Source organism: Stenotrophomonas maltophilia (assembly GCF_023518235.1).
In the GTDB taxonomy this organism is placed as follows: domain Bacteria; phylum Pseudomonadota; class Gammaproteobacteria; order Xanthomonadales; family Xanthomonadaceae; genus Stenotrophomonas.
The window spans coordinates 4746716-4772863 of the sequence record NZ_CP090423.1; the positions used below are offsets into that span (position 1 = coordinate 4746716).

24 protein-coding genes and 3 tRNA genes are annotated in these 26148 nt (G+C 65.5%); 24 read left to right on the plus strand and 3 right to left on the minus strand.

Features of this window, described 5'->3' with window-relative positions; translation table 11 throughout:
* The 4 genes from trpA to LZ605_RS21970 all read left to right on the plus strand — a co-directional run bounded on the left by trpA (position 1) and on the right by LZ605_RS21970 (position 3981).
* On the plus strand, positions 1-810 hold the full coding sequence (trpA, locus tag LZ605_RS21955) for a tryptophan synthase subunit alpha (protein WP_249843330.1): 810 nt from the start codon (positions 1-3) through the stop codon (positions 808-810).
* A gap of 185 nt (positions 811-995) precedes the next feature.
* Positions 996-1871, plus strand: coding sequence for an acetyl-CoA carboxylase, carboxyltransferase subunit beta (gene accD / locus LZ605_RS21960; RefSeq protein ID WP_249843331.1), 876 nt, complete (start codon positions 996-998; stop codon positions 1869-1871).
* Positions 1871-3232 (plus strand): phosphoglucosamine mutase, encoded by a 1362-nt coding sequence (glmM, locus tag LZ605_RS21965; protein ID WP_249843332.1) that lies wholly within the window; start codon positions 1871-1873, stop codon positions 3230-3232. Before accD ends, glmM begins: the two co-directional genes overlap by 1 nt.
* A 266-nt stretch (positions 3233-3498) precedes the next feature.
* Positions 3499-3981 carry an RcnB family protein gene (locus tag LZ605_RS21970; RefSeq protein WP_249843333.1) on the plus strand — a complete coding sequence of 161 codons (483 nt, stop codon included), beginning with the start codon at positions 3499-3501 and terminating at the stop codon, positions 3979-3981.
* 8 nt (positions 3982-3989) lie between these two features.
* Here LZ605_RS21970 and LZ605_RS21975 read toward each other — a convergent pair whose 3' ends face one another.
* Genes LZ605_RS21975 through LZ605_RS21985 form a run of 3 tightly spaced genes read right to left on the minus strand, consistent with a single transcriptional unit; the run spans position 3990 to position 7889 of the window.
* Entirely contained in the window at positions 3990-4847 is an 858-nt protein-coding gene (locus LZ605_RS21975; protein ID WP_249843334.1) for a polysaccharide deacetylase family protein, read from the minus strand.
* Positions 4840-5985, minus strand: coding sequence for a glycosyltransferase family 4 protein (locus tag LZ605_RS21980; protein ID WP_249843335.1), 1146 nt, complete (start codon positions 5983-5985; stop codon positions 4840-4842). The genes LZ605_RS21975 and LZ605_RS21980 overlap by 8 nt, the downstream gene beginning before the upstream one ends.
* A gap of 20 nt (positions 5986-6005) precedes the next feature.
* Positions 6006-7889 (minus strand): DUF3413 domain-containing protein, encoded by a 1884-nt coding sequence (locus LZ605_RS21985; RefSeq protein ID WP_249843336.1) that lies wholly within the window; start codon positions 7887-7889, stop codon positions 6006-6008.
* A gap of 193 nt (positions 7890-8082) precedes the next feature.
* On the opposite strand from LZ605_RS21985, the gene LZ605_RS21990 reads away from it, so the two are divergent.
* The 20 genes from LZ605_RS21990 (at position 8083) to LZ605_RS22085 (ending at position 26090) form a co-directional block, all read left to right on the plus strand.
* Complete coding sequence (locus LZ605_RS21990; protein ID WP_107231069.1) at positions 8083-9018, plus strand: isopenicillin N synthase family dioxygenase; 936 nt, start codon at positions 8083-8085, stop codon at positions 9016-9018.
* Between the two features lie 309 nt (positions 9019-9327).
* Positions 9328-10083, plus strand: coding sequence for a triose-phosphate isomerase (tpiA, locus tag LZ605_RS21995; RefSeq protein WP_249843337.1), 756 nt, complete (start codon positions 9328-9330; stop codon positions 10081-10083).
* Between the two features lie 31 nt (positions 10084-10114).
* Complete coding sequence (secG, locus tag LZ605_RS22000; RefSeq protein WP_249843338.1) at positions 10115-10552, plus strand: preprotein translocase subunit SecG; 438 nt, start codon at positions 10115-10117, stop codon at positions 10550-10552.
* A gap of 51 nt (positions 10553-10603) precedes the next feature.
* A tRNA-Leu gene (locus LZ605_RS22005) sits at positions 10604-10688 on the plus strand.
* 111 nt (positions 10689-10799) lie between these two features.
* The gene (locus tag LZ605_RS22010) at positions 10800-11156 is read left to right on the plus strand and encodes an NADH-quinone oxidoreductase subunit A (RefSeq protein WP_005414075.1); all 357 of its coding nucleotides are present in this window, start codon (positions 10800-10802) and stop codon (positions 11154-11156) included.
* Complete coding sequence (locus tag LZ605_RS22015) at positions 11147-11701, plus strand: NuoB/complex I 20 kDa subunit family protein (RefSeq protein WP_005410463.1); 555 nt, start codon at positions 11147-11149, stop codon at positions 11699-11701. Before LZ605_RS22010 ends, LZ605_RS22015 begins: the two co-directional genes overlap by 10 nt.
* A 33-nt stretch (positions 11702-11734) precedes the next feature.
* Positions 11735-12484, plus strand: coding sequence for an NADH-quinone oxidoreductase subunit C (locus LZ605_RS22020; protein ID WP_005410462.1), 750 nt, complete (start codon positions 11735-11737; stop codon positions 12482-12484).
* Positions 12481-13788 carry an NADH-quinone oxidoreductase subunit D gene (locus tag LZ605_RS22025; RefSeq protein ID WP_049429534.1) on the plus strand — a complete coding sequence of 436 codons (1308 nt, stop codon included), beginning with the start codon at positions 12481-12483 and terminating at the stop codon, positions 13786-13788. The genes LZ605_RS22020 and LZ605_RS22025 overlap by 4 nt, the downstream gene beginning before the upstream one ends.
* Before the next feature lie 97 nt (positions 13789-13885).
* Positions 13886-14413 (plus strand): NADH-quinone oxidoreductase subunit NuoE, encoded by a 528-nt coding sequence (gene nuoE / locus LZ605_RS22030; protein WP_006381132.1) that lies wholly within the window; start codon positions 13886-13888, stop codon positions 14411-14413.
* 4 nt (positions 14414-14417) lie between these two features.
* A complete protein-coding gene (nuoF, locus tag LZ605_RS22035; RefSeq protein ID WP_108750220.1) occupies positions 14418-15758 on the plus strand; it encodes an NADH-quinone oxidoreductase subunit NuoF in 1341 nt (446 codons plus the stop codon).
* The gene (nuoG, locus tag LZ605_RS22040) at positions 15755-17989 is read left to right on the plus strand and encodes an NADH-quinone oxidoreductase subunit NuoG (RefSeq protein ID WP_249843339.1); all 2235 of its coding nucleotides are present in this window, start codon (positions 15755-15757) and stop codon (positions 17987-17989) included. The genes nuoF and nuoG overlap by 4 nt, the downstream gene beginning before the upstream one ends.
* On the plus strand, positions 17986-19080 hold the full coding sequence (gene nuoH / locus LZ605_RS22045; RefSeq protein ID WP_107231065.1) for an NADH-quinone oxidoreductase subunit NuoH: 1095 nt from the start codon (positions 17986-17988) through the stop codon (positions 19078-19080). Before nuoG ends, nuoH begins: the two co-directional genes overlap by 4 nt.
* Before the next feature lie 3 nt (positions 19081-19083).
* Positions 19084-19572, plus strand: coding sequence for an NADH-quinone oxidoreductase subunit NuoI (gene nuoI, locus LZ605_RS22050; protein ID WP_005410456.1), 489 nt, complete (start codon positions 19084-19086; stop codon positions 19570-19572).
* Positions 19573-19581: 9 nt separating this feature from the next.
* Positions 19582-20241 carry an NADH-quinone oxidoreductase subunit J gene (locus LZ605_RS22055; RefSeq protein ID WP_249843340.1) on the plus strand — a complete coding sequence of 220 codons (660 nt, stop codon included), beginning with the start codon at positions 19582-19584 and terminating at the stop codon, positions 20239-20241.
* A complete protein-coding gene (gene nuoK / locus LZ605_RS22060) occupies positions 20238-20543 on the plus strand; it encodes an NADH-quinone oxidoreductase subunit NuoK (protein ID WP_005417921.1) in 306 nt (101 codons plus the stop codon). The genes LZ605_RS22055 and nuoK overlap by 4 nt, the downstream gene beginning before the upstream one ends.
* A gap of 7 nt (positions 20544-20550) precedes the next feature.
* Positions 20551-22719: an NADH-quinone oxidoreductase subunit L gene (gene nuoL, locus LZ605_RS22065; RefSeq protein WP_249843341.1), complete on the plus strand. Its 2169-nt coding sequence runs from the start codon at positions 20551-20553 to the stop codon at positions 22717-22719.
* A gap of 23 nt (positions 22720-22742) precedes the next feature.
* A complete protein-coding gene (locus tag LZ605_RS22070) occupies positions 22743-24251 on the plus strand; it encodes an NADH-quinone oxidoreductase subunit M (protein WP_249843342.1) in 1509 nt (502 codons plus the stop codon).
* Between the two features lie 15 nt (positions 24252-24266).
* Positions 24267-25727, plus strand: a complete 1461-nt coding sequence (nuoN, locus tag LZ605_RS22075) for an NADH-quinone oxidoreductase subunit NuoN (RefSeq protein ID WP_249843343.1) — start codon at positions 24267-24269, stop codon at positions 25725-25727.
* A gap of 127 nt (positions 25728-25854) precedes the next feature.
* A tRNA-Met gene (locus LZ605_RS22080) sits at positions 25855-25931 on the plus strand.
* A gap of 82 nt (positions 25932-26013) precedes the next feature.
* Positions 26014-26090, plus strand: a tRNA-Met gene (locus tag LZ605_RS22085).
* Positions 26091-26148 lie beyond the last annotated feature (58 nt).

Here is a 26148-nt window from a genome sequence, read left to right on the forward strand (position 1 = left end):
ATGTCCGTTGAGCGTATCGATGCCTGTTTCGCCCGCCTGCGTGCCGCTGGCCGCAAGGCGCTGATTCCCTTTGTCACCGCCGGTGATCCCTCGCTGGAAGCGACCGTGCCGGTCATGCATGCACTGGTCGAGGCCGGTGCCGATGTGATCGAACTGGGGGTGCCGTTCTCCGACCCGATGGCCGACGGCCCGACCATCCAGCGCAGCTCCGAACGCGCGCTGGCACGCGGTGCCGGTAGTCGTTACGTGCTGCAGGCGGTGGCGCAGTTCCGTGAGCGCGACGCACAGACCCCGGTGGTGCTGATGGGCTACCTGAACCCGGTGGAGATCCATGGCTATGCCGCGTTCGCCCAGGCCGCGGTGGCGGCGGGCGTGGACGGCGTGCTGCTGGTCGACCTGCCGCCGGAAGAAGCCGGCGAAGCGCAGCAGGCGTTCGATACCGCCGGCCTGGCGCTGGTGCTGCTGGCCTCGCCGACCACCAGCGAAGCGCGCGCCGACAAGCTGCTGGCGCTGGCCCGTGGTTACCTCTATTACGTGAGCTTTGCCGGTGTGACCGGCGCATCGGAGCGGTTGGACAGCGATGCGGCCGGTGCACGCCTGCAGGCCCTGCGCCAGCGCGCTTCGGTGCCGGTGGTGGCTGGCTTCGGGATCAAGGATGCCGCCAGTGCCGCGGCGATGGCGCGGCAGGCCGACGGTGTGGTGGTCGGCAGTGCGCTGGTGGCCGCATTGGCCGACGCCGACTCGGCCGACGAGGCCGCCCGGCGTGCCCGGGCCTTCCTCAGCCCGTTGCGGCAGGCCCTTGACGACTGAGGGCAGTGCCGGCCGCTGACCGGCACATGTGTGCCCCGCACGGCGTTGCCGCGCTAAACGTACGTCCCAGCATGGTTTTTCCCGCCAGCCCGAAGCCCGGCAAGGGGTGCACGGGCGGGGGAAGCGGAGCTAGACTGTCCGCCTTTGCGGCCCCCGGGCCGCCCTGAACGGAAGTGTCCTCCCGCATGAGTTGGCTCAGCAAGTTGATGCCGTCCGGCATCCGCACCGACAACACCCCCAGCAAGAAGCGCAGCGTCCCCGAGGGCCTGTGGGAAAAGTGCAGCAACTGCGGCAGTGCGCTGTACCGGCCGGAACTGGAAGAGAACCTGGAGGTGTGCCCGAAGTGCGGCCACCACATGGCGATCCGCGCGCGTGCGCGGCTGGCGGCGTTGTTCGACGTCGACAGCACCACCGAGATCGGTGCGCGCCTGGGGCCGACCGACCTGCTCAAGTTCAAGGACCAGAAGAAGTACAGCGAGCGCATCAAGATCGCGCAGAAGAACACTGGCGAGTACGACGCACTGATCGCCATGCGCGGCCTGCTCAAGGGCCGTGCGCTGGTGGCGTCGTCGTTCGATTTCGCCTTCATGGGCGGCTCGATGGGGTCGGTGGTCGGTGAGCGCTTCGCGCTGGCCGCGGAAACCGCTGTCGAGATCGGCGCGCCCTACGTGTGCTTCTCGCAGAGCGGTGGTGCGCGCATGCAGGAAGGCCTGTTCTCGCTGATGCAGATGGCCAAGACCTCGGCTGCGCTGGGCAAGCTGCGTGAAGCCGGGCTGCCGTACATCTCGGTGCTGACCCACCCGACCACCGGCGGCGTGTCGGCCTCGTTCGCGATGCTGGGCGACATCAACATCGCCGAGCCGCAGGCGCTGATCGGTTTCGCCGGCCCGCGCGTGATCGAGCAGACGGTGCGCGAGAAGCTGCCGGAAGGGTTCCAGCGCTCGGAGTTCCTGCTCGAGCACGGTGCCATCGACCAGATCTGCGACCGTCGTGAACTGCGCGACCGGCTGTCCGATCTGCTGGCCATGCTCGGCCGTCAGCCGGCGCCGGAGGTGGTTTGATGGGAGGCCGCAAGTACTTCGGTACTGATGGCATCCGTGGGCGGGTCGGGCAGGGCGTGATCTCGGCCGACTTCGTGCTGCGCCTGGGCAATGCGCTCGGCCGCGTCCTGGTCGCCCAGCGCGGCCAGGACGGGCGCCGGCCGATCGTGATCATCGGCAAGGACACCCGCATCTCCGGTTACATGTTCGAAGCAGCGCTGGAAGCCGGGCTGGTCGCTGCCGGCGTTGATGTGCAGCTGCTGGGCCCGATGCCGACCCCGGCCGTGGCGTTCCTGACCCGCACGCTGGGGGTGGATGCCGGCATCGTCATCAGCGCCTCGCACAACCCGCACTACGACAACGGCATCAAGTTCTTCTCCGCCCAGGGCGAAAAGCTGGACGATGCCACCGAGCTGGCGCTGGAGGCGGCGCTGGACATCGCCTTCACCACCGCCGAATCGGAGAAGCTGGGCAAGGCCTCGCGCGCCCGTGAGGCGGTGGGCCGCTACATCGAGTTCTGCAAGGCCAGTGTGCCGCGCACGTTCGACCTGCGCGGCGTGCGCCTGGTGCTCGACTGTGCGCATGGCGCCACCTACCAGATCGCGCCGCTGCTGTTCCGCGAACTGGGCGCCGAAGTGATCGGCATCGGTGCCGAGCCCAACGGCGTCAACATCAATGCAGGTGTGGGATCCACCCACATCGACAACCTGGCGGCCAAGGTGCGCGAGACCCGCGCCGATCTTGGCATCGCCTTCGACGGCGATGGCGATCGGGTGTTGATGGCCGACGACCAGGGCAACCCGGTCGATGGCGATGATCTGCTGTACATCCTGGCGCGTGCGTGGAAAGCCGAAGGGCGCCTGCATGGACCGGTGGTGGGCACGCTGATGAGCAACTACGGCGTGGAAAAGGCCTTCGCCGACCTGCAGATTCCCTTCCTGCGCAGCAACGTCGGTGACCGCTATGTGCACCAGGCGCTGGTGGAAGGCGGTGGCGTGCTCGGCGGCGAAGCCTCCGGCCACCTGCTGTGCCTGGACCGGGCCACCACCGGCGACGGCATCATCAGTGCCCTGCAGGTGCTGGTGGCGCTGCGCAACAGCGGGCAGACCCTGCGGCAGGCCCTGAAGGGGCTGCTGCGGGTGCCACAGAAGACGGTCAACGTCCGCCTGGGCAATGTATCGGCCAAGGCCACCGTGCAGGCCGAACGCGTGCAGTCGGCACTGGCCGACGCGCAGCAGGCGGTGGCCGGTCGCGGCCGTGCGTTCCTGCGCCCGTCCGGCACCGAGCCGGTGGTGCGGGTCACGGTCGAGGCCGACGATGCAGCGCTGATGCAGGACACGCTGGATCGCTTGTCGGCCGCCGTGCGCGACGCTGCCGGCTGAGCCGGCCGATCCGGTCGGCACAGCGCAGAGGTAACCCCGACATGGCCGCGACAGCGGCCATGTCGCTTTCCGGTGCCGTTGGCTGAACCCACCGCGACCGGAAATCGCGTTCAGCGCGGCGTATGCGCTTTCTGACGTGGCGTGAACGAAGCGCGGCGTATTCCGGGCATCAGGATTCCTGCTTCTGCCCGATGCCTGCGCAGAAGAGGACCCGGTCGGAGCCGATCACGCTCCATTGTTCTTCCTTCGTTGCAAGGACCACGACCATGAACACCTCACTGCGCTACAGCCGCTGCCTGCTGGCAGGTGCGCTGCTGGTGCTGCCGTTGCTGGGTGGCATTTCTGTTGCCAGCGCGCAACGCCGCCCTGAAGGCGGACCGCAGATGTCCGCTCCGCGCGAAGAGCCGATGCGTGCACCGTGGGGCTACCCGCGGATGGAGCGCCCGCGTGAACTGGGCACTGCACGGCCGGCGTACCGCGAGGACTACCGGCACAACTTCCGCGCCGACCACGCCTTCCGCATCGGTCCCTACCATCCGCCGGTCGGCTACGCCTATCAGCGCTGGCACTATGGCCAGATCCTGCCGCGCCCGTACTGGGTGGGCGACTACATCCTCAACGACTTCTGGCTGTTTGGCCTGGACGTGCCGCCGGTGGGACTTGAATGGGTGCGCTATGGGCCGGACGCGCTGCTGATCAACACCGGCAACGGCGAGATCGTGCAGGTCGTGTACGGGCGCTTCTTCTGAGGCCCTTGCTACGGCCCCGGCACCATCTTCTTCTGGCGCGCCTTGAAGCCATTGAACAGCGGTGCGAGCAGCGGGTTGTAGCTCTGCGCGATGCGCTTGCGCAACCAGCTGGCCGGCCGGTTGCGGATCGCAAAGCGGTAGATCCGCTCCGGATCACCGCCGACCACGTTGCGTCCAAACGGATGGGTGGTGTGCAGGTAGCGGAAGCCGTGCTCGCGCGCGACCTCGATGTGGTCCTGGTCGAAATCACCATAGGGCCAGCACAGCGTGTCCGATACCTCGCCGAGCTTGTCGCGCAGCACCTCACGCGAGATCGCCAGGTCGTGGCTGAGGCCCGCGCGGCGCTGCGCGCGGTCCAGGTCGTCGCGGCGCAGCCAACGGGTATGGGTGTGGGTGTGGCAATGCACTTCGAAGGTGCCGGCGGCGATCGCCGCGCGCGCCTCGCTCCACCGCATCATCACCTCATCGCTGCGCTTGTGCTCATAGATGGCCGCTTCGCAGCTGCGATGGTCCGGCGTGGCCGGCAGTGCCGCGCCGGCGATGCCGGCGTGCGGGCGCTCGGGGCCTTCGCCCATCCAGCCGGTGACCACGAACACCACCGCGTGCATGCCGTACTTCTGCAGGATCGGATGCGCATACACCCAGTTGTCCAGATAACCATCGTCGAAGGTGATCACGATCGACCTGCGCGGCACCGGCCGGCCCGCAAGAAAACCGGCGTACTGGTCCAGGGTCAGCGACGTCCAGCCATTGCGGGCCAGCCACGCGATCTGGCTCTCGAAGTTCTCCGGTGACACGGTGATCATGCCCGGCGAGGGGCTGACGTGATGGTGCATCAGCACCGGTACGGTTCGCGCATCAGCCATGTCCCAGCTCCTTCAGCCACTGGTGGTAATAGTACTCGGTGGTCTCGCCGTGGCCGGCGGGGGTGAAGCGGTGGGCGCTGCGCATCCATTCCCAGCCAGCGCGGCCCATCTGCCGGCGCCGTTCCGGATCATCCACCAGCAGGCGCAACGCACCGGTGAGGGCGGCGCCGTCACCCAGCCGGGTGAGGATCGCATTGCTGCCATCGACCACCATTTCCGGAACGCCACCGACCCGCGTCGCCACGATCGGCACGCCGACATAGGCCGCTTCCAGGAACACGGTTCCGGCGGCCTCCTTGTGCGAGGCCAGGGCGAAGATGTCGAAGCCGGCCATCAACCGGCAGGCCCCGTCGCGGTAGCCCAGCAGGTGTACCTGCTGCTGCAGCCCGTGTTCCTCGCGCAGCGCCTGCAGCCGTTCCATCACGGTCTGGCCATCGCCGATCACCACCAGATGCAGGTTGGGGTGGGTCCGGCACAGCGGGACCATCGCCTGCAGCAGATCGACATGGCCCTTGGGCTCACGCAGCACCGCCACGCAGCCCACCACGATGTCCTGCGCACCGAAGCCGAGCTCGGCACGCACTTCGGCGCGCACGTCCTGCAGGCATTGCCAGGGATCATCCTTGCGGATATCGCTCCAGCGCGGCGGTACCGCGATCGGCGGCACGATGCCGATGCGTTCGGTGGGAATGCCGCGGTCGGCCAGCAGCTGCTTGACGAAGCTGCTCACGGTCAGCACCCGGTGCGGCAGGCCGGTATAGGTGAGCAGCGAATTGACCGGGCTCATCAGGTGGCGCGAGCGCACCACCAGCGGCGTGCCTCCCAGCCGTGCGCCGGCAGCGGCAATCAGCGCATCGCGGCGGCTGGTGGTATTGACCACGTCATAGCGCTCGCGCCGCACCAGCCGCGACACCGACCAGATGCCCCGCAGCAGGCGCCCCAGGCCGCCCATGCGCAGGGTGTGCACGGTGAAGCCATCATCGCGTGCCAGCGTGGCCAGACGGGCATCGGGCTGGCACAACAGCGACACCTCGTGGCCACGCGCGCGCATCACCTGCATGTGGCGGAAAATATAGATCTCCTGCCCGCCCATTCCCTTGGCGGCTTCAGTGTGCAGGATGCGCAGCGGACGGTTCATGTGGAATCGATCCTTGGGGGTCAGCGGTTACGGAAGCGGGTCAACGCTTCCCATGCAGCGCGCACCGCGGTGGCATCGGGGCTCTGCTGTGGCAGCGGGCGGTAGTGCCGGTCCAGTGCGGTGGCATTGCCGAACTTGTCGAACACGTAGATGGCATCGCCGTAGCGGACCGCGCGTTGCGACCAGCTTTCGACCACCAGTGCGCGCGGGCCCTGCGGCTCGGCCAGCAGGTCCTGGCCGGTGCTGTAGTCGGCCAGCGGGTTCTCGCAGCCCAGTGCGTGGCGCATCAACGTGGGAACCCAGTCTTCGTGCGAGCTGATGCGGGCCTGTCTGCCGGCGTCCTGCCCGGGCCAATGCAGTACGAACGGCACCTGCAGCTGGAAGTCGGAGAAGTTGCCGTTGTGGCCCCAGTAGTTCAGCTGCAGATCGTTGAACTCCTCGGCGTGGTCGCCGGTGACCAGCACGATCGTGTTCTGCTCCAGCCCCTGCGCGCGCAGGTCGTCCAGCAGCGTGCCGATCAGGCTGTCGGCGTAGTGCACGGCGGTGCGGTAGCGGTTGAGTTCCGGGGTCGGGTCGTGGTCAGGGCCGAATGCCAGGAAGTCGATGTCGCCGGCCATCGGCGTGGCCAGGGGGCGATAGTCCGCCGGCATGTGGTACGGCGCGTGCGTGGAGTCGAGGAACACGAAGCCGAACCAAGGGCGCTGTGCCGCCTGGCTGGCCCGGATGTCCTGCTGCAACGCGCTGACAATCGCGCGATCGCGGCCATCGGATTTCAGTTGCGACGGGCCCTGGTGCAGCTGGTCGCGCACATCGGCGAATGCGGTGCGGTCGAACTCAGGGCTGTACAGCGGCGCACTGCCATACAGATGCAGGTCATAGCCCTGCTGGCCCAGCACCCGGAACAGCTGCGAGCCGCGCTGCTCGTCAAGCATGCTGGGCCAATAGCCGCCGGGCAGACCGTAGAGCAGCCCGAACAGGCCGTAGCGGGTGGCATTGCCGGTACTGAAATGGTGGTCGTAGACGCGCGCGTCCTGCGCCAATGCCGTGGTATTGGGCATCACCTGTGCGGTGAGTGCATCCTGGCGCAGGGACTCGAGCACCACCATCAACACGTTCGGGCGCTGCGTGCTCTGGCAGCGCAGCGGATGCAGCGGGTACTGCAGCTGTGCATGGCGCGGGTCGGGCAGGCCGGCCTGCTGCTCACTGACCACGCCCAGACGGCGCATGAAACTCTTGGCGGTGATCGGCTGTGCCCACGGCAGGTAGTTCCACTGCGCGATCACGTCGCGGTCGCCGCGGGCATCGTAATAGGCGGTGGCGACCTGGCCGCCGCCCATCAGCAGCGCAACCATCGCCCACGCCTGCAGCACGCGGCGCCGGCGCGGAGCGGCAGGCAGCAGTTTCCAGCAGGCCCAGGCCAGCAGGCCCTCGGCGCTGAAAATTGCGGCGACCAGCATGCCGACCTGCAGCCAGGTCTTCCACGACAGAGCCACCTGGTCCTGCAGAGCGCCACCGAACACCATGTTCACCACCATGGCATTGAGGTGGAAGCGGTACAGGGTGAACACCTTGGCGTCGACCAGCAGCAGGCAAAGCCACAGGCCCTGCAGCACCACGGCGCTGACACTCAGGATGCGCGCGCTGCGTGGCCACAGGCCGAGCAGCAGGGGCAGCAGGCCGGCCAGGGCACCGAAGGCCAGCAGGTGGCCGGGCAGGGCGATGGCCAGGTAGGCCAGGCCGGCAGCGCCGCCGGGGTTGTCGCGCAGGGGCACGTTGCCCAGCGCGATCGCTGCGGCGAGCACCGCATTGCCCGCTACGAACAGCGACCACCAGGCCAGGCGATGCCAGCGGCGGGCGGCACTGGGCAGCAGCGGAGCATCGGTAGAAGGGGCGGCAGTGTGCATGGACGATCGGGGCAGGGGCGCGGGATGAAAGGAGAGCCCCGGTTGTGACGGAATCGTTAATCCGCGCGCGGGTGGCGCATTGTATCGGTTTGTTTCTTCGTATCGGGTGGCGTACTCCGGGCGATCTGTCACAATGTTCAGGTGGACCGTGAATGCGCGGCCCGCCCAGACCAACGACAAGCCAGGAACCGCTGTGAGCCAGATCCCCACCCTCGACATCACCCGTTTCGACAGCGACCGCGAGGCCTTCGTGGCCGAGCTGGGCGCGGCCTACCGCCAATGGGGATTCGCGGGCATCCGCAACCACGGCATTCCCCAGGCCGACATCGACGCGGCCTACGACGTCTTCAAGGCCTTCTTCGCGTTGCCGGAAGAGGTCAAGCGCAAGTACCACGTGGCCGGCAGCGGTGGTGCCCGCGGCTACACCCCGTTCGGCGTGGAAACCGCCAAGGGCTCCAAGCACTTCGACCTGAAGGAGTTCTGGCACATCGGTCGTGAGATCGCCGACGATTCCAAGTACCGCGACGTGATGGCACCGAACCTGTGGCCGACCGAGGTCGAGGGTTTCCGTGAGCGCGGCTATGGCCTGTACCAGGCGCTGGACAACCTGGGCTCGCGCGTACTGTCGGCGCTGGCCCTGCATATCGGCCTGCCGGAAAACTTCTTTGCCGACAAGACCAACTTCGGCAACTCGATCCTGCGCCCGATCCACTATCCGCCGATCACCACCGACGACATCCCGAACGTGCGTGCCGGTGCCCATGGCGACATCAACTTCATCACTCTGCTGGTCGGCGCCAGCGCCGCGGGCCTGGAAGTGCAGTCGCATGATGGTCAGTGGGTGCCGTTCACCTCGGACGCGGACACCATCGTGGTCAACATCGGCGACATGCTGCAGCGCCTGACCAACCATGTGTACCCGTCGACCATCCACCGCGTGGTCAATCCCCCGGGCGAGCTGGCGCGCCAGCCGCGTTACTCGGTGCCGTTCTTCCTGCACCCGAACCCGGACTTCCTGATCGACGTGCTGCCCTCGTGCATCACCGCCGAGAACCCGAGCCGCTACCCGGAAGCGATCACCGCCCATGGCTTCCTCGAAGAACGCCTGCGCGAGATCAAGCTGAAGTAATGAAAAGGCCGCCGAAAGGCGGCTTTTTCATTACAGGTAGTGCCGGCCGCTGGCCGGCAGCTCCAAAGCCAAAGCGGCTCTGGAATGTCCAGTGGGGAGGCGGGGGGTAGGGGTCAGATTCCTTTTCCTGCGGAAAAGGGATCTGACCCCGGCCAAGCCCACCCACTCAACCTGGCCTTTCGCGACCAACTCCCCCGCCATGAGGGGCTGCGCCGTTGGCTGAAAAATCATGTAACCGCTTACACGGAAACGGATTTTTGCCGTAACGGGTATCATGCTCGGCTGACTTCACACAGGAGCCACCCGCTCATGCGCCGCAAGATCGTCGCCGGAAACTGGAAGCTGCATGGCAGCCGTCAATTCGCCAATGAACTGCTGGGGCAGGTGGCCGCCGGGCTGCCGCTGGACGGGGTGGACGTGGTGATCCTGCCACCGCTGCCGTACCTGGGGGAGCTGGTCGAGGACTTCGGCGACACCGGCCTGGTATTCGGCGCCCAGGACGTGAGCAGCAACGAGAAGGGCGCCTATACCGGTGAGGTCTGCGCCGCCATGCTGCATGAGGTCGGTGCCCGCTATGGCCTGGTCGGCCATTCCGAGCGCCGCCAGTACCACCATGAGAGCAGTGAGCTGGTCGCGCGCAAGTTCGCCGCGGCCCTGCACGCCGGGCTGGTGCCGGTGCTGTGCGTGGGCGAAACCCTGGAGCAGCGCGAAGCCGGGCAGACCGAGGCGGTCATCGCCAGCCAGCTGGCCCCGGTGCTGGAGCTGACCGGCGCGGCCGGTTTCGCCCAGGCCGTGGTCGCCTACGAGCCGGTCTGGGCCATTGGCACCGGCCGCACCGCCAGCAAGGAGCAGGCGCAGCAGGTACACGCGTTCATCCGTGGCGAAGTCGCGCGCTTCGATGCTAGAATTGCTGATTCACTGCCCATTGTTTACGGCGGTAGCGTGAAGCCCGACAATGCCGGGGAACTGTTCGCGCAGCCGGATGTCGATGGTGGGCTGGTCGGCGGCGCCTCCCTGGTGGCCGCGGACTTCCTGGCCATCGCACGGGCGGCGGCCGCGAACTAATCCTAGAAGTATTGTCCGAGGGCGGTTTCCAATGCTGATGTTGATCCTCAATGTCGTCTACGTGCTGGTCGCTGTGGCCATGATCGCGCTGATCCTGATGCAGCGTGGCTCGGGTGCGGCGGCGGGTTCGGGCTTTGGTGCCGGCGCCTCGGGGACGGTGTTCGGTGCGCGTGGCGCCTCGAACTTCCTGTCCAAGTCGACCAAGTGGCTGGCTGTCGTGTTCTTCGGCATCAGCCTCTTCATGGCCTGGTACGCCGGCCACGGCAGCCGTCCGGCGGCCGACCAGGACCTGGGCCTGATGTCCGCCCCGGCGGCGACCGCTCCGGCGGCTCCGGCGGGCGAACTGCCGGCCGTTCCGAAGGCCGATGCGGTCCCGGTCGCCCCGGTTCCGGCCGCGAATGTGCCGGCTCAGGCGGAATCTTCGGTTTCTGGTGAAGAAAAGCCTTCGGAAGGCTCCCAGAAACACTGAAGCCGGTTACAATACGCGGCGCATCGGGAAGATAGTCTGATGTGATCGTTTGCCCAGGTGGCGGAATTGGTAGACGCACTACCTTGAGGTGGTAGCGACGCAAGTCGTAGGGGTTCGAGTCCCCTCTTGGGCACCATTTGTAAGTAAAGCGGGTTGGTCTGGCGCGCAAGGCGCCAGGCGCATTCCCGTCCACTCCCCCATGCCAAAGCGCCTGCAGGCGCGGCGGCAGAGGCAAGAGAGAATCGCTGTGCTGGCCGAATATTTGCCTTCTCTGCTGTTTCTGATCGTTGCCACCGGTATCGGCATTACGCTGATGCTGGTAGGCCGATTCCTCGGTCCCCGCCGCCCCGATCTGGAAAAGCTGTCGCCGTACGAGTGCGGCTTCGAAGCCTTCGAAGACGCGCGCATGAAGTTCGACGTGCGCTACTACCTGATCGCGATCCAGTTCATCGTCTTCGACCTGGAAATCATCTTCATCGTGCCGTGGACCCAGGTCTTCATGGAGCTCGGTGCCCGATCGCTGGTCACCATGGGCCTGTTCGTCGGCATGCTGTTCCTCGGTTTCATTTACGTCTGGAAGAAGGGAGCGCTGGAATGGGAGTGATTCAGACTCTCGATGGCCTCATGAACAACCCCACGCCGGAAGGCCGGGTTGACGACATCCTGCGGCCGGAAGGCGACAACCCGCTGCTGGAAAAGGGCTTTGTCACCACCAGCGTCGACGCACTGCTGAACTGGGCGCGCACCGGCTCGATGTGGCCGATGACCTTCGGTCTGGCCTGCTGCGCGGTCGAGATGATGCACGCCGGCGCCGCGCGCCTGGACCTTGACCGCTACGGCGTGGTGTTCCGCCCGTCGCCGCGTCAGTCCGACGTGATGATCGTGGCCGGTACCCTGGTCAACAAGATGGCCCCGGCGCTGCGCAAGGTCTACGACCAGATGCCGGACCCGAAGTGGGTCATCTCCATGGGTAGCTGCGCCAACGGCGGTGGCTATTACCACTACTCCTATTCTGTCGTGCGCGGCTGTGATCGCGTGGTGCCGGTGGACGTCTACGTCCCGGGCTGCCCGCCGACCGCCGAGGCGCTGGTGTACGGGATCCTGCAGCTGCAGAAGAAGATCTGGCGTACACAGACCATCGCCCGCTGACCCCTTCACCTGACAAGAGCGCGCCAAGCCCCCATGGCAGAGCAAGCATCCTTCATCGACCGACTCTCCGCACGTTTCGCAGGTGCGAAGGTCATCGTGGTCGAACCCCGCGGCGAAGTGACGCTGGAAGTGCCTGCCGCCGAGTGGCACGCCACCGCCCTGGCGCTGCGTGACGAGTTTGGTTTCGAGCAGGCCGTGGATCTCTGCGGCGTCGATTACCTCGGCTATGGCTCCGACGAATGGGACACCGCTGACGTGTCCTCGCAGGGCTTCAGCCGCGGTGTCGAAGGCAAGGCCCAGGGCCGTTTCGCGTGGGGTGAATTCCCCACCGAGGAAAACGGTGCCGACGGCGCCCGCCCGCAGCACATGCCGACCCAGCGTTTCGCCGTGGTCGCCCAGCTGCGTTCGTACCAGCACAACCTGATGATGCACCTGCGCTGCTTCGCCCCTGACGAAGCACTGCCGGTGGTGTCCTCGCTGACCGGCATCTGGCCGGGCCTGAACTGGTTCGAGCGCGAAGCGTTCGACCTGTACGGCGTGATCTTCGAAGGCCACCCGGACCTGCGCCGGATCCTGACCGACTACGGTTTCGTCGGCCATCCGTTCCGCAAGGACTTCCCGCTGATCGGCAATGTCGAAGTCCGCTACGACGAAGAAAAGAAGCGCGTGATCTACGAACCGGTCACCTCGGTGGAGCCGCGCGTCGGCGTGCCGCGCGTGATCCGTGACGACGCCCGTCTGCAGACCGCAGAAGGTGAGCGCGCGCAGGAGGCAGTGAAGTGAGCGAGTTCCACCAGGCCCGCGAAGCGTTCGCGAGCAATCCGGCCGAAGCACGGCAGGAAATCCGCAACTACACCATGAACTTCGGCCCGCAGCATCCGGCCGCGCACGGTGTGCTGCGCCTGATCCTGGAAATGGACGGCGAAACCATCATGCGCGCCGACCCGCACGTGGGTCTGCTGCATCGTGGTACCGAAAAGCTGGCCGAATCCAAGCCGTTCAACCAGTCGATCGGCTACATGGATCGCCTGGATTACGTGTCGATGATGTGCAACGAGCACGCCTACGTGCGCGCGATCGAGACCCTGATGGGTATCGAAGCGCCGGAGCGTGCGCAGTACATCCGCACCATGTACGACGAAATCACCCGCATCCTCAACCACCTGATGTGGCTGGGCTCCAACGCACTCGACCTGGGTGCTATGGCGGTGATGCTGTACGCCTTCCGCGAGCGCGAAGAACTGATGGACTGCTATGAAGCGGTCTCCGGCGCGCGCATGCACGCGGCGTACTACCGTCCGGGCGGTGTCTACCGCGACCTGCCGGACCACATGCCGAAGTACAAGGAGTCGCGCTGGCACAAGGGCAAGGCGCTGAAGCAGCTCAATGCTTCGCGCGAAGGCTCGCTGCTCGACTTCCTGGAGAACTTCACCGTCGAGTTCCCCAAGCGCATCGATGAATACGAAACCCTGCTGACCGACAACCGTATCTGGAAGCAGCGTACGGTCGGCATCGGCGTGGTCAGCCCGGAACTGGCCCACCAGTGGGGCATGACCGGCGTGATGCTGCGCGGCTCGGGCGTTGCCTGGGACCTGCGCAAGAAGCGCCCGTACGCCAAGTACGATGCCGTCGATTTCGACATCCCGCTGGGCAAGGAAGGCGACTGCTATGACCGTTACCTGGTCCGCGTTGCCGAAATGCGCGAATCCAACCGCATCATCAAGCAGTGCGTGGCGTGGCTGAAGGCCAACCCGGGCCCGGTGATGGTGAAGAACTTCAAGGTCGCTCCGCCCAAGCGCGAGGACATGAAGGACGACATGGAAGCGCTGATCCACCACTTCAAGCTGTTCAGCGAAGGCTACTGCGTGCCGGCCGGCGAGACCTACTCGGCGGTGGAAGCCCCGAAGGGTGAGTTCGGCTGCTACCTGGTCTCCGATGGCGCCAACAAGCCGTTCCGCGTGCACCTGCGTGCACCGGGCTTTGCCCACCTGTCCTCGATCGATTCGATCGTGCGCGGCCACATGCTGGCCGACGTGGTGGCCATGATCGGTACCTACGATCTGGTGTTCGGCGAGGTTGACCGGTAATGCCGTCAGCCACGCCAACGCCCGCTGCAGGCAGCCGGCGCAAGCCGGCGCCGCAGTTTCTGCAATTTCACGTTATGCATTTCGCTGAGGTCGGCCGATGAAGGCGACAGGTAATTTCGAGGCGGCGCGCGACGTCGACCCGATGGTGGTGCTGAGCGACAAGACCCGCGCTCACATCGATCACTGGCTGTCCAAGTTCCCGCCGGACCGCAAGCGCTCTGCCGTGCTGCAGGGCCTGCATGCGGCCCAGGAGCAGAACGAGGGCTGGCTGACCGACGAACTGATCGCCGGCGTGGCCAAGTACCTGGACCTGCCGCCGGTGTGGGCCTACGAAGTGGCCAGCTTCTACTCGATGTTCGAGACCGAGAAGGTGGGCCGCAACAACGTGGCCATCTGCACCAACATCAGCTGCTGGCTCAATGGCGCCGAAGACATCGTGCGCCATTGCGAGAAGAAGCTGGGCATCAAGCACGGTGAATCGACCCCGGACGGCCGCGTCTACCTCAAGCGCGAGGAAGAGTGCCTGGCTGGCTGTGGTGGCGCGCCGATGATGGTCATCAACGGTCACTACCATGAGCGTCTGACCCTGGAAAAGGTCGACGAGCTGCTGGACGGGCTGGAGTAAGGGCATGGCACATCACCACGAATCCAAGGGTCCGGTCGGCCCCGCGCCGCTGCCGCACCAGGTGGTCTACACCACCCTGCATTACGACACCCCGTGGTCGTACGAAAGCTACCTCAAGACCGGTGGCTACGCCGCCCTGCGCAAGATCCTCGAAGAGAAGATCCCGCCCGAGCAGGTCATCGAGATGGTCAAGGCCTCGGGCCTGCGCGGCCGCGGTGGCGCTGGCTTCCCGACCGGCCTGAAGTGGTCCTTCATGCCCAAGGGCAACATGCAGAAGTACATCCTCTGCAACTCGGACGAATCCGAGCCGGGCACCTGCAAGGATCGCGACATCCTGCGCTACAACCCGCATTCGGTGGTGGAGGGCATGGCCATTGCCTGCTACGCCACCGGTTCGACCGTGGGCTACAACTACCTGCGCGGTGAGTTCCACCACGAGCCGTTCGAGCACTTCGAGCAGGCCCTGGCCGATGCCTATGCGAACGGCTGGCTGGGCAAGAACGTGATGGGCTCGGGCGTGGACATCGACATCTACGGTGCCCTGGGCGCCGGCGCGTACATCTGCGGCGAAGAAACCGCACTGATGGAATCGCTGGAAGGCAAGAAGGGCCAGCCGCGCTACAAGCCGCCGTTCCCGGCGAACTTCGGCCTGTACGGCAAGCCGTCGACGATCAACAACACCGAAACCTACGGTTCGGTGCCGGCGATCATCCGCAACGGTCCGGAGTGGTTCAAGGGCCTGAGCCTGACCGGCAACGGCGGCCCGAAGTGCTTCTCGGTGTCCGGCTGCGTGCAGAACGGCGGCAACTTCGAAGTGCCGCTGGGCACCACCTTCGACGACCTGCTGGAAATGGCCGGTGGCCTGCGTCCGGGCCGCACCCTGAAGGGCGCGATTCCGGGCGGCGTGTCGATGCCGGTGCTGACCGCGGCCGAGCTGAAGGGCCTGCCGATGGACTACGACACCATCCGCGCACTGGGCTCGGGCCTGGGTTCGGGTGCCGTCGTGGTGCTGGATGACAGCGTGTGCTGCGTCAAGTTCGCCTGCCGCATCAGCCAGTTCTTCCACAAGGAATCCTGTGGCCAGTGCACCCCGTGCCGTGAAGGCACCGGCTGGATGCACCGCGTGCTGGAGCGCATCGTCGCCGGCAAGGCGACGATGGAAGACCTGCACCAGCTGAAGGCGGTGGCCGGCCAGATCGAAGGCCACACCATCTGTGCGTTCGGCGAAGCGGCTGCATGGCCCATCCAGGGCTTCCTGCGCCAGTTCTGGGACGAGTTCGAGTACTACATCGTCAACGGTCATTCGATGGTTGACGGCAAGAAGGTGGAGGCAGCCGCTGCATGAGCGCGCAACCCGTAAATCCGAGCGTCCCACCCGATCACGTCACCATCGAGATCGATGGCAAGTCGCTGGTCGTGCCCAAGGGCTCGATGATCATCCAGGCCGCCGACAAGGCCGGCATCTCCATTCCGCGCTTCTGCTACCACGAGAAGCTGCCGATCGCCGCCAACTGCCGCATGTGCCTGGTGGACGTGGAGAAGTCGCCGAAGCCGGCGCCGGCCTGCGCCACGCCGGTGATGGACGGCATGAAGGTCGCCACCCGCAGCGAGAAGGCACTGAAGTTCCAGCGCTCGGTGATGGAGTTCCTGCTCATCAACCACCCGCTGGACTGCCCGATCTGCGATCAGGGCGGCGAGTGCGAGCTGCAGGACGTGTCGCTGGGCTACGGCCGTTCGGTCAGCCGCTTCAACGAGCGCAAGCGCGTGGTGCCCGACGAAGACATGGGCCCGCTGGTCGCCACCGAGATGACCCGCTGCATCCAGTGCACCCGCTGCGTGCGCTTCACCGCCGACGTGGCTGGCACCTATGAACTGGGTGGCATGTACCGTGGCGAGAACCTGCAGATCGGTACCTACGACGGCAAGCCGCTGACCACCGAACTGTCGGGCAACGTCGTCGACGTCTGCCCGGTCGGTGCGCTGACCAACAAGGTGTTCCAGTTCCGCGCCCGCCCGTGGGAACTGACCGCGCGCGAATCGCTGGGCTACCACGACGCGATGGGTTCGAACCTGTTCCTGCATGTACGTCGCGGCGAAGTGCTGCGTACCGTGCCGCGTGACAACGAAGCCGTCAACGAGTGCTGGCTGTCCGACCGCGACCGCTACTCGCACCAGGGCCTGTACAGCGAAGACCGTGCGGTCAAGCCGCTGCGCAAGGTCAATGGCGAGTGGAAGGAAGTGAGCTGGGCCGAAGGCCTGGCCGCAGCCGCCGAGATCCTCAAGGCCAACCAGGGCGACAACCTGGGCGTGCTGGTGCACCCGTCCACCTCGAACGAGGAAGGCGCGCTGCTGGCCCGCCTGGCCAAGGGCCTGGGCTCGAGCAACATCGACCACCGCATCAACAACCGCGATTTCTCCGACGCCGCAACCGCCGAAGTGTTCGGCCTGCCGCTGGCCGAAATCGAAGGCGCCGACCGCATCGTCGTTCTGGGCAGCAACATCCGCCACGAACTGCCGCTGCTGCACGCCCGCCTGCGCAAGGCGCAGACCACCAACGGCGCCAAGATCCACGTCGTCAACCCGGTGGACTTCGACTTCGCCTTCAGCATTGCCGGCAAGCAGATCGTCGCGCCGTCGAAGTTCGTCGACGCACTGGCCAACGCCGAGCTGCGTTCGGCAGTGCAGGGCGGCAACAACACCGTGCTGATCGTCGGTGGCATCGCCGAGAACCACCCGCAGGCTGCCGCGATCCGCGCCGCTGCGCGTGACTTCGCTGCCGCCACCGGTGCCAAGCTGTGCCGCATCCCGCAGGGCGCGAATGCCATTGGCCTGACCCGCGCCGGCGTGCTGCCGGCCGGCAAGGACGTCGCCGCGATGCTGGCGCAGCCGCGCCAGGCCTACGTGGTGTACGGCCTGGAGCCGGGCCTGGACTTCGCCGACGCGCCGGCCGCGCGCAAGGCGCTGGCCGGTGCCCAGGTGGTGGCCTTCAGCCAGTTCGCCTGCACCTCGACCCGCGATGTTGCCGACGTGATCCTGCCGATCGGTGCGCTGCCGGAAATCGACGCCACCCTGACCAACCTCGATGGTCGCGAGCAGTCGGCGCGTGCCGGCGGCAAGCTGCCGGGCGAGGCCCGTGAGGGCTGGCGCGTGCTGCGTGCCCTGGGCGGCGACATGGCGCTGGCCGGTTTCGACTTCACCGACCTGGCCGGCCTGCGTGCCAGCCTGGCGCCGGTGTCGGTCGCCGTGGCTGCCTCCGCGCAGCCGGCCGTTGCCGGCGAAGGCCTGGAAGTGGCTTCGACCGCCGCGATCTACCGCACCGATGCGGTGGTCCGTCGCGCTCCGGCGCTGCAGTCGCATCCGCTCAACAACGCCCCGCGCATCGTGCTCAACGCTGACGATGCCGCTCGCCTGCAGCTGCAGGAAGGGCAGATGGCCAAGGTCGGCACCGATGCCGGCAAGGCCACCCTGCCGGTGGTGGTCGACGCCCGCGTCGCTGCGGGTTCGGTCTGGATTGAATCGGGCCACGGCGCGACCGCGCCGCTGGGTGCCGCTCGCGTATCGGTGGTGGCTGCATGAACGAATTGCTGTTGAACGCGGTCGACCCGCTGCACCAGTGGCTGCTTGGCCTCGGTGACATCGGCGCGCTGATCTGGATCATCCTGAAGATCCTGGTGATCACCGTGCCGGTGATCGTCTCGGTGGCCTTCTACGTGGTCTGGGAACGCAAGCTGATCGGCTGGATGCACGTCCGCCACGGCCCGATGTACGTGGGCATGGGCATCTTCCAGGCCTTCGCCGACGTCTTCAAGCTGCTGTTCAAGGAAGTGGTCCAGCCGAGCAGCGCCAACAAGGCGATCTACCTGCTGGCGCCGCTGATCACCCTGGCGCCGGCCTTCGCGGCCTGGTCGGTGGTGCCCTTCGATTCGCAGATCGTGCTGTCCAATGCCAACGCCGGCCTGCTGTACCTGCTGGCGATGACCTCGCTGGGCATCTACGGCATCATCCTGGCCGGTTGGGCCTCCAACTCGAAGTACGCGTTCCTGGGTGCGATGCGCGCCTCGGCGCAGATGATCAGCTACGAAATCGCGATGGGCTTCGCGCTGGTCGGCGTGATGATCGCTGCCGGCAGCCTGAACCTGAGCAACATCGTGATGGCGCAGGCCGGCAGCTCCGGCTTCTTCGACTGGTTCCTGCTGCCGCTGTTCCCGCTGTTCGTCATCTACTGGGTGTCGGGCGTGGCTGAAACCAACCGCGCGCCGTTCGACGTGGTGGAAGGCGAGTCGGAAATCGTGGCCGGCCACATGGTCGAGTACTCCGGCGGCGCGTTCGCGCTGTTCTTCCTGGCCGAATACGCGAACATGATCCTGATCAGCTTCCTGATTTCGATCTTCTTCCTCGGCGGCTGGCTGAGTCCGGTCCAGGGCTGGGTCAACTTCGGTGATGTCTCGCCGCTGGTCGACTGGATCTGGAAGGGCGGTGCACCGTGGCTGTTCGTCAAGGTGTTCTTCTTCGCCAGTGCCTACATCTGGTTCCGTGCCAGCTTCCCGCGCTTCCGCTATGACCAGATCATGCGCCTGGGCTGGAAGGTCTTCATCCCGCTGGCCATTCTGTGGATCGCGGTTACCGCCGTCATGGTGTTCTTCGGCGTGATTCAAAAGGGCGTCTAAGTGATGAACAGGATTACCCATTACTTCAAGAGCCTGCTGCTGCTCGAACTGCTGGCCGGTCTTTGGCTGACGCTGAAGTACAGCTTCAAGCCGAAGTACACGATGATGTACCCGATGGAGAAGTTCCCGCAGTCGCCGCGCTTCCGTGGCCTGCACGCGCTGCGCCGTTACCCCAACGGCGAAGAGCGCTGCATCGCCTGCAAGCTGTGCGAAGCGGTGTGCCCGGCGCTGGCCATCACCATCGACTCGGCCAAGCGCGAGGACGGCACCCGCCGTACCACCCGCTACGACATCGACCTGTTCAAGTGCATCTTCTGCGGCTTCTGTGAAGAAAGCTGCCCGGTGGACTCGATCGTCGAAACCCACATCCTCGAGTACCACTTCGAGAACCGTGGCGAAAACATCGTTACCAAGCCGCAGCTGCTGGCCCTTGGCGATCGTCTCGAAAACGAGATCGCCGAGCGTCGTGCCGCCGACGCCGCTTACCGCTGAGGTCGAGAGATGGATTGGGTAAATATCGCTTTCTGGGTGTTCGCCATCGCGGCAACGGTTTCGGCCGGTGCGGTGATCAGCGTGCGCAACCCGGTTCACGCCGTGCTGTGCCTGGTGCTGACCTTCTTCTCCATTGCCTGCGTGTGGCTGCTGGTGGGCGCCGAGTTCCTCGGCGTGGCGCTGGTGCTGGTGTACGTCGGTGCGGTGATGGTGCTGTTCCTGTTCGTGGTGATGATGCTGGACATCGATCCCACCAAGATGCGTGAAGGCTGGGTGCGCTACCTGCCGGTCGGCCTGATCGTGGCCGTGGCGATGCTGGTGCAGATGCTGATCCTGATCGGCGTGAAGGGCAGGGCGGTCAACCCGTTCCCGGCCGACAACGCCGCCGCGATCGCCGCCGACAGCTCCAACATCACTTGGCTGGCGCGCACGCTGTTCACCGAATACCTGCTGCCGTTCGAGTTCGCCGCCGTCATCCTGACCGTGGCCGTGGTTGCCGCCGTGATGCTGACCCTGCGTCGCCGCACCGGTGTGAAGAGCCAGAACCCGGGCGAGCAGACCATGGTCAAGGCCGACCAGCGCCTGCGCATGGTCAAGATGGATGCCGAACAGCCGGTGGTCCACAGCAACAACACGCCTGCCGCAGGCGAAGAGGAGACCAAGGCATGATCACGCTGGGCCATATCCTCGCGCTGGGCGCGGTGCTGTTCGCCATCAGCCTGGCCGGCATCTTCCTCAACCGGAAGAACGTCATCGTCCTGCTGATGTCGATCGAGCTGATGCTGCTGTCGGTGAACATCAACTTCGTCGGCTTCTCGCGCCAGCTGGGCGACCCGTCCGGCCAGCTGTTCGTGTTCTTCATCCTGACCGTCGCCGCCGCGGAAGCCGCCATCGGCCTGGCGATCCTGGTGACCCTGTTCCGCACCCGCCGCACGATCAATGTCGGCGAAGTCGATTCGTTGAAGGGCTGATCCACAGATGGAAATCACTCTCTCCAAGAGTCTGTTGATCGCAGTGGTGCTTGCACCGCTGTTCGGCAGCATCATCGCCGGCCTGTTCGGTCGCCAGGTCAAGCGCTTCGGCGCGCAGACCCTCACCATCCTCGGCGTCGCAGTTGCCTGCGGCCTGTCGATGTACACGTTCTACCAGCTGATGTGGGGCGGCGCGCAGCCGTTCAACCAGAACATCTACACGTTCTTCGAGGTTGGCCAGTACTCGGCCCACGTCGGCTTCATGGTCGACAAGCTGACCGCGATGATGATGGTGGTGGTGACCTTCGTGTCGCTGCTGGTCCACATCTACACCATCGGCTACATGCAGGACGACCCGGGCTACCAGCGGTTCTTCAGCTACATCTCGCTGTTCACCTTCTCGATGCTCACCCTGGTGATGAGCAACAACTTCCTGCAGCTGTTCTTCGGCTGGGAAGCGGTGGGCCTGGTGTCGTACCTGCTGATCGGCTTCTGGTTCAAGCGCCCGACCGCGATCTTCGCCAACATGAAGGCGTTCCTGGTCAACCGCGTCGGTGACTTCGGCTTCCTGCTGGGCATCGCCGGCGTTCTGTGGGTGTTCGGCACCCTGGACTACTCGCAGGTGTTCTCGCAGGCCGGCATGCTGGCTGATCCGCGCGCCCAGCTGCAGATCTGGGACGGCACGATCCTCGGCATGCAGCTGCTCAACGAGCCGGTGATCTGGTCGATCGCCACCGTCATCTGCATCTGCCTGTTCATCGGCGCCATGGGCAAGTCGGCCCAGGTCCCGCTGCACGTGTGGCTGCCGGACTCGATGGAAGGCCCGACCCCGATCTCGGCCCTGATCCACGCCGCGACCATGGTGACCGCCGGTATCTTCATGGTCACCCGCATGTCGCCGCTGTTCGAGCTGTCGCAGACCGCGCTGAACTTCGTGCTGTTCATCGGTGCCACCACCGCGTTCTTCACCGGCCTGATCGGCATCGTGCAGAACGACATCAAGCGCGTCGTCGCGTACTCCACGCTGTCGCAGCTGGGCTACATGACCGTCGCCCTGGGCGTGTCGGCCTATTCGGCCGCCGTGTTCCACCTGATGACCCACGCCTTCTTCAAGGCCCTGCTGTTCCTGGGTGCCGGCTCGGTCATCATCGCGATGCACCACGAGCAGGACATGCGCAAGATGGGCGGCCTGCGCAAGTACATGCCGATCACCTTCATCACCATGTGGATCGGTACCCTGGCGCTGGTCGGCACGCCGTTCTTCTCCGGCTTCTACTCGAAGGACACCATCATCGAGGCGGCCGAGCTGCACGCGCACCTGTCCAACAACTGGGTGGCCACCTACGGCTACTGGGCGGTGCTGGGTGGCGTGATCGTCACCAGCTTCTACAGCTTCCGCCTGCTGTTCCTGACCTTCCATGGCAAGGAACGCTTCCGCGACGCGCATGATGATCATGCCCATGGCCACGGTCATGACGATCACCACGCCGCCGACGCCCACCACGGTGATGCGCACCACGACGACCACGGCCATGGCCATGGTCCGCATGAGCCGCACGAAACCCCGTGGGTGGTGACCCTGCCGCTGATCCTGCTGGCCATCCCGTCGATCGCCATCGGTTTCTTCAGCATTGGTCCGATGTTGTACGGCACCGACTGGGCCGGCCACCACGCGCACGACGCCATCAAGGGCCAGGCGCATACGTTCTTCACCGGCATCGTCGATTTCTACGATCCGGCCAAGAACACCATCGGCTTCCTGGGTGAAGAGTTCCACGGCCCGGTCGCCTTCGCGCTGCACGGCATGATGGCACCTGCGTTCTTCCTGACCGTTGCGGGCTTCCTGCTGGCTGCACTGTTCTACCTGTGGAAGCCGGACCTGTCGGGCAAGGCGCGCAAGGCCTTCGCCCCGATCGTTTCGGTGCTGGAAAACAAGTACGGCTTCGACAAGCTGTGGATCGATGGCTTTGCCGGCGGCAGCGTCAAGCTGGGCAAGGTCTCGCGCTGGATCGACAGCAACATCGTCGACGGCGTGGTCAATCTCTCGGCACGTGTTGTGGACGTCGCAGCCGGCGTGCTGCGTCGTACCCAATCCGGTTTCCTCTATCACTACGCCTTCGCGATGATCATCGGCCTGATTGCCCTGCTGGGCGTGCTGATGCATTACCTGCGTTGATGACCTGTACGGAATAAGAAGACGTGTCGAACTGGCCTCTACTCAGTGTCCTCATCTGGCTGCCGATCATCGGTGGCGCCCTGATCCTTGCGATCCGTGATGCGCAGACCGCCCGCTGGGCGTCGCTGGGCGTGGCGGTCCTCACCTTCGTTGCAAGCCTTTCGCTGCTGAGCGGCTACAACCCGGGTGTCGACGGCCTGCAGTTCGTCGAGACCCATGCCTGGATCCCGGCGTACAAGATCGGCTACAACCTGGGCGTGGACGGCATTGCCATCGCGCTGATCCTGCTGACCACGCTGGTCAGCGTGCTTGCCCTGATCGGCGCCTGGAGCGCCATCGACAAGCGTGTGAACCAGTACGTGGCCGCCTTCCTGATCCTGGAAGGCGTCACCGTCGGCATCTTCGCCGCGACGGACGCGATGCTGTTCTACGTGTTCTTCGAAGCGATGCTGATCCCGATGTTCCTGATCATCGGTGTCTGGGGCGGCCCGCGCCGCATCTACGCTGCGCTGAAGTTCTTCCTGTACACCTTCCTCGGCTCGGTGCTGATGCTGGTGGCGCTGATCTACCTGTACATGAAGGGCGGCAGCTTCCAGCTGGCCGACCTGTATGCACTGCCGCTGTCGGCCAAGGAACAGACCTGGATCTTCTTCGCTTTCCTGATCGCCTTTGCGGTCAAGGTGCCGATGTTCCCGGTCCACACCTGGCTGCCGGACGCGCACGTGGAAGCGCCGACCGCCGGTTCGGTGATCCTGGCCGCCATCGCGCTTAAGATCGGTGGCTACGGCTTCCTGCGCTTCAACCTGCCGATCGTCCCGGACGCATCGCAGGAATGGGCCTGGCTGGTGATCGCGCTGTCGCTGATCGCAGTGATCTACGTCGGCCTGGTCGCCCTGGTGCAGGACGACATGAAGAAGCTGATCGCCTATTCGTCGATCGCGCACATGGGTTTTGTCACCCTGGGCACCTTCATCGCCCTGTGGCTGGTGCGTGAAGCCGGCAACGCCGATGCGGCCCGCCTGGGCCTGCAGGGCGCCATGGTGCAGATGATTTCGCACGGCTTCGTGTCCGGCGCGATGTTCTCCTGCGTCGGCGTGCTGTACGACCGCATGCACAGCCGCCGCATCGCCGATTACGGCGGCGTGGTCAACGTGATGCCGTGGTTCGCCACCTTCGCCATGCTGTTCTTCATGGCCAATGCCGGCCTGCCGGGCACCAGCGGTTTCGTCGGTGAGTTCATGGTCATCCTGTCGGCGTTCCAGCGTAATCCGTGGATCGCGCTGGGTGCGGCCACCACGCTGATCATTGGCGCGGCCTACACCCTGTGGCTGTACAAGCGCATCTTCTTCGGCGAGGTGGCCAACAGCCACGTGGCCGAACTGAAGGACATCAACGGCCGCGAATGGCTGGTGCTGGGCGTGTTCGCCGTCGGCGTGCTGGCCCTGGGCATCTACCCCAAGCCGCTGACCGACCTGATGGAGCCCTCGATCGCGAAGCTGGCCATGCAGATCGCATCCAGCAAGCTGCTGTAATTCCAGGATTTGATGATGACCACCTCGCCGCTGCTGCCATTGACCGCCGCCGACCTGCCACCGCTCGCTCCCGAGCTGGTGCTGATCGGCAGCGCCTTCGCCCTGATGATCCTCGACCTGTTCGTCAGCAACCGGAACAAGATCGTCACCCACCTGTTCTCGCTCGCTGCGCTGGCCGTGGTGCTGTTCATGCTGGCCACCGGCGTGGGCGGGCAGGGCGAAGTCTTCCATGGCATGTTCGTGCGCGATACCGCCGCGGACGTGATGAAGACCGGAATCGTGCTGCTCAGCGGCCTGACCCTGGTCTATGGCTGGCGCTACCTGCGTGACCGCAACCTGTTCCAGGGCGAGATCCCGGTGCTGATCCTGTTCGGCACCGCCGGCATGATGATCCTGGTCTCGGCCGGCAGCCTGCTGATGGTCTACCTGGGCCTGGAACTGCTGGCGCTGTGCTCCTACGCCCTGGTCGCCAGCAACCGCGACAGCGGTCTGGCCTCGGAAGCGGCGATGAAGTACATCGTGCTCGGTTCGCTGGCCTCGGGCCTGCTGCTGTACGGCATGTCGCTGATCTACGGCGCCACCGGCAGCCTGCACCTGGACGTCATCCGTGATGCCATTCCGCACTCGGAAGAGCGCGTGCTGCTGATCACCGGTGCGGTGTTCATGATCGCCGGCGTCGCCTTCAAGCTCGGCGCCGCGCCGTTCCACATGTGGCTGCCCGACGTGTACCAGGGTGCGCCGGCGCCGATCGCGCTGTTCATCAGCTCGGCGCCGAAGCTGGCCGCGTTCGGCATGGCCTACCGCCTGCTGGAAATGGGCGTGGGCCCGCTGTCCACCGAGCTGCAGCTGCTGATCGCCGGCCTGGCCGCGGTCTCGCTGGTGATCGGCAACCTGATGGCCATCGCGCAGAGCAACCTCAAGCGCATGCTGGCGTTCTCCACCGTCTCGCACATCGGCTTCCTGCTGATGGGCATCGCCGGTGGCGGCGCGCAGGGCTATGCGGCAGCGCTGTTCTACGCCCTGGCCTACGCCATCATGTCCACCGCCGCTTTCGGCGCGATCATCGCGCTGTCGCGTGCCGGTTTTGAAGCCGAGAACATCGAGGACTTCAAGGGCCTGAATGCCCGCAACCCGTGGATGGCCGGCCTGGTGCTGTGCATCATGGCGTCGCTGGCTGGCATCCCGCCGTTCCTGGGCTTCTGGACCAAACTGGCCGTGCTTGGCGCGGCCGTCAACGGCGGCCTGCTGTGGCTGGCCATCCTCGGCGTGCTGTGTGCCGTGGTCGGCTGCTTCTACTACCTGCGCGTCATCAAGGTCATGTACTTCGATGAGCCGGTGGGCGAGGCCATGCCGCGCAGCAACGACCGCGTGCTGGGCCTGGTGCTGGGCGTGAACGCACTGGCGCTGCTGGCGCTGGGTATCGCCTGGAACCCGATCATGGTCTGGTGCCAGCAGGCATTTGCGCATCTTGCATAAAAGTTGACACAAAGCTGCGCGATTCGTGTAATATGCGCAGCCTGAGTTGTCACTGCAGCGGTTCAGCCAGAACATCGTTGCGGTAGCCCTCCTCGAAAGAGCAGGGCAGCAGTTCAAACACTTCCGGTGCGGGGTGGAGCAGTCTGGCAGCTCGTCGGGCTCATAACCCGAAGGTCGCAGGTTCAAATCCTGCCCCCGCTACCAACATCGAACCGGCGCCAACCGGCTTGATGAATGAGGGAAAGCTTGCATTTTTTGAAGCCATCACTCATAATTCCGCTTCTGATGCGGGGTGGAGCAGTCTGGCAGCTCGTCGGGCTCATAACCCGAAGGTCGCAGGTTCAAATCCTGCCCCCGCTACCAAGTAAAGAGATCGCCTTCGAAGTCCTGCTTCGGAGGCGTTTTTCTTTGGGGCGGTGCT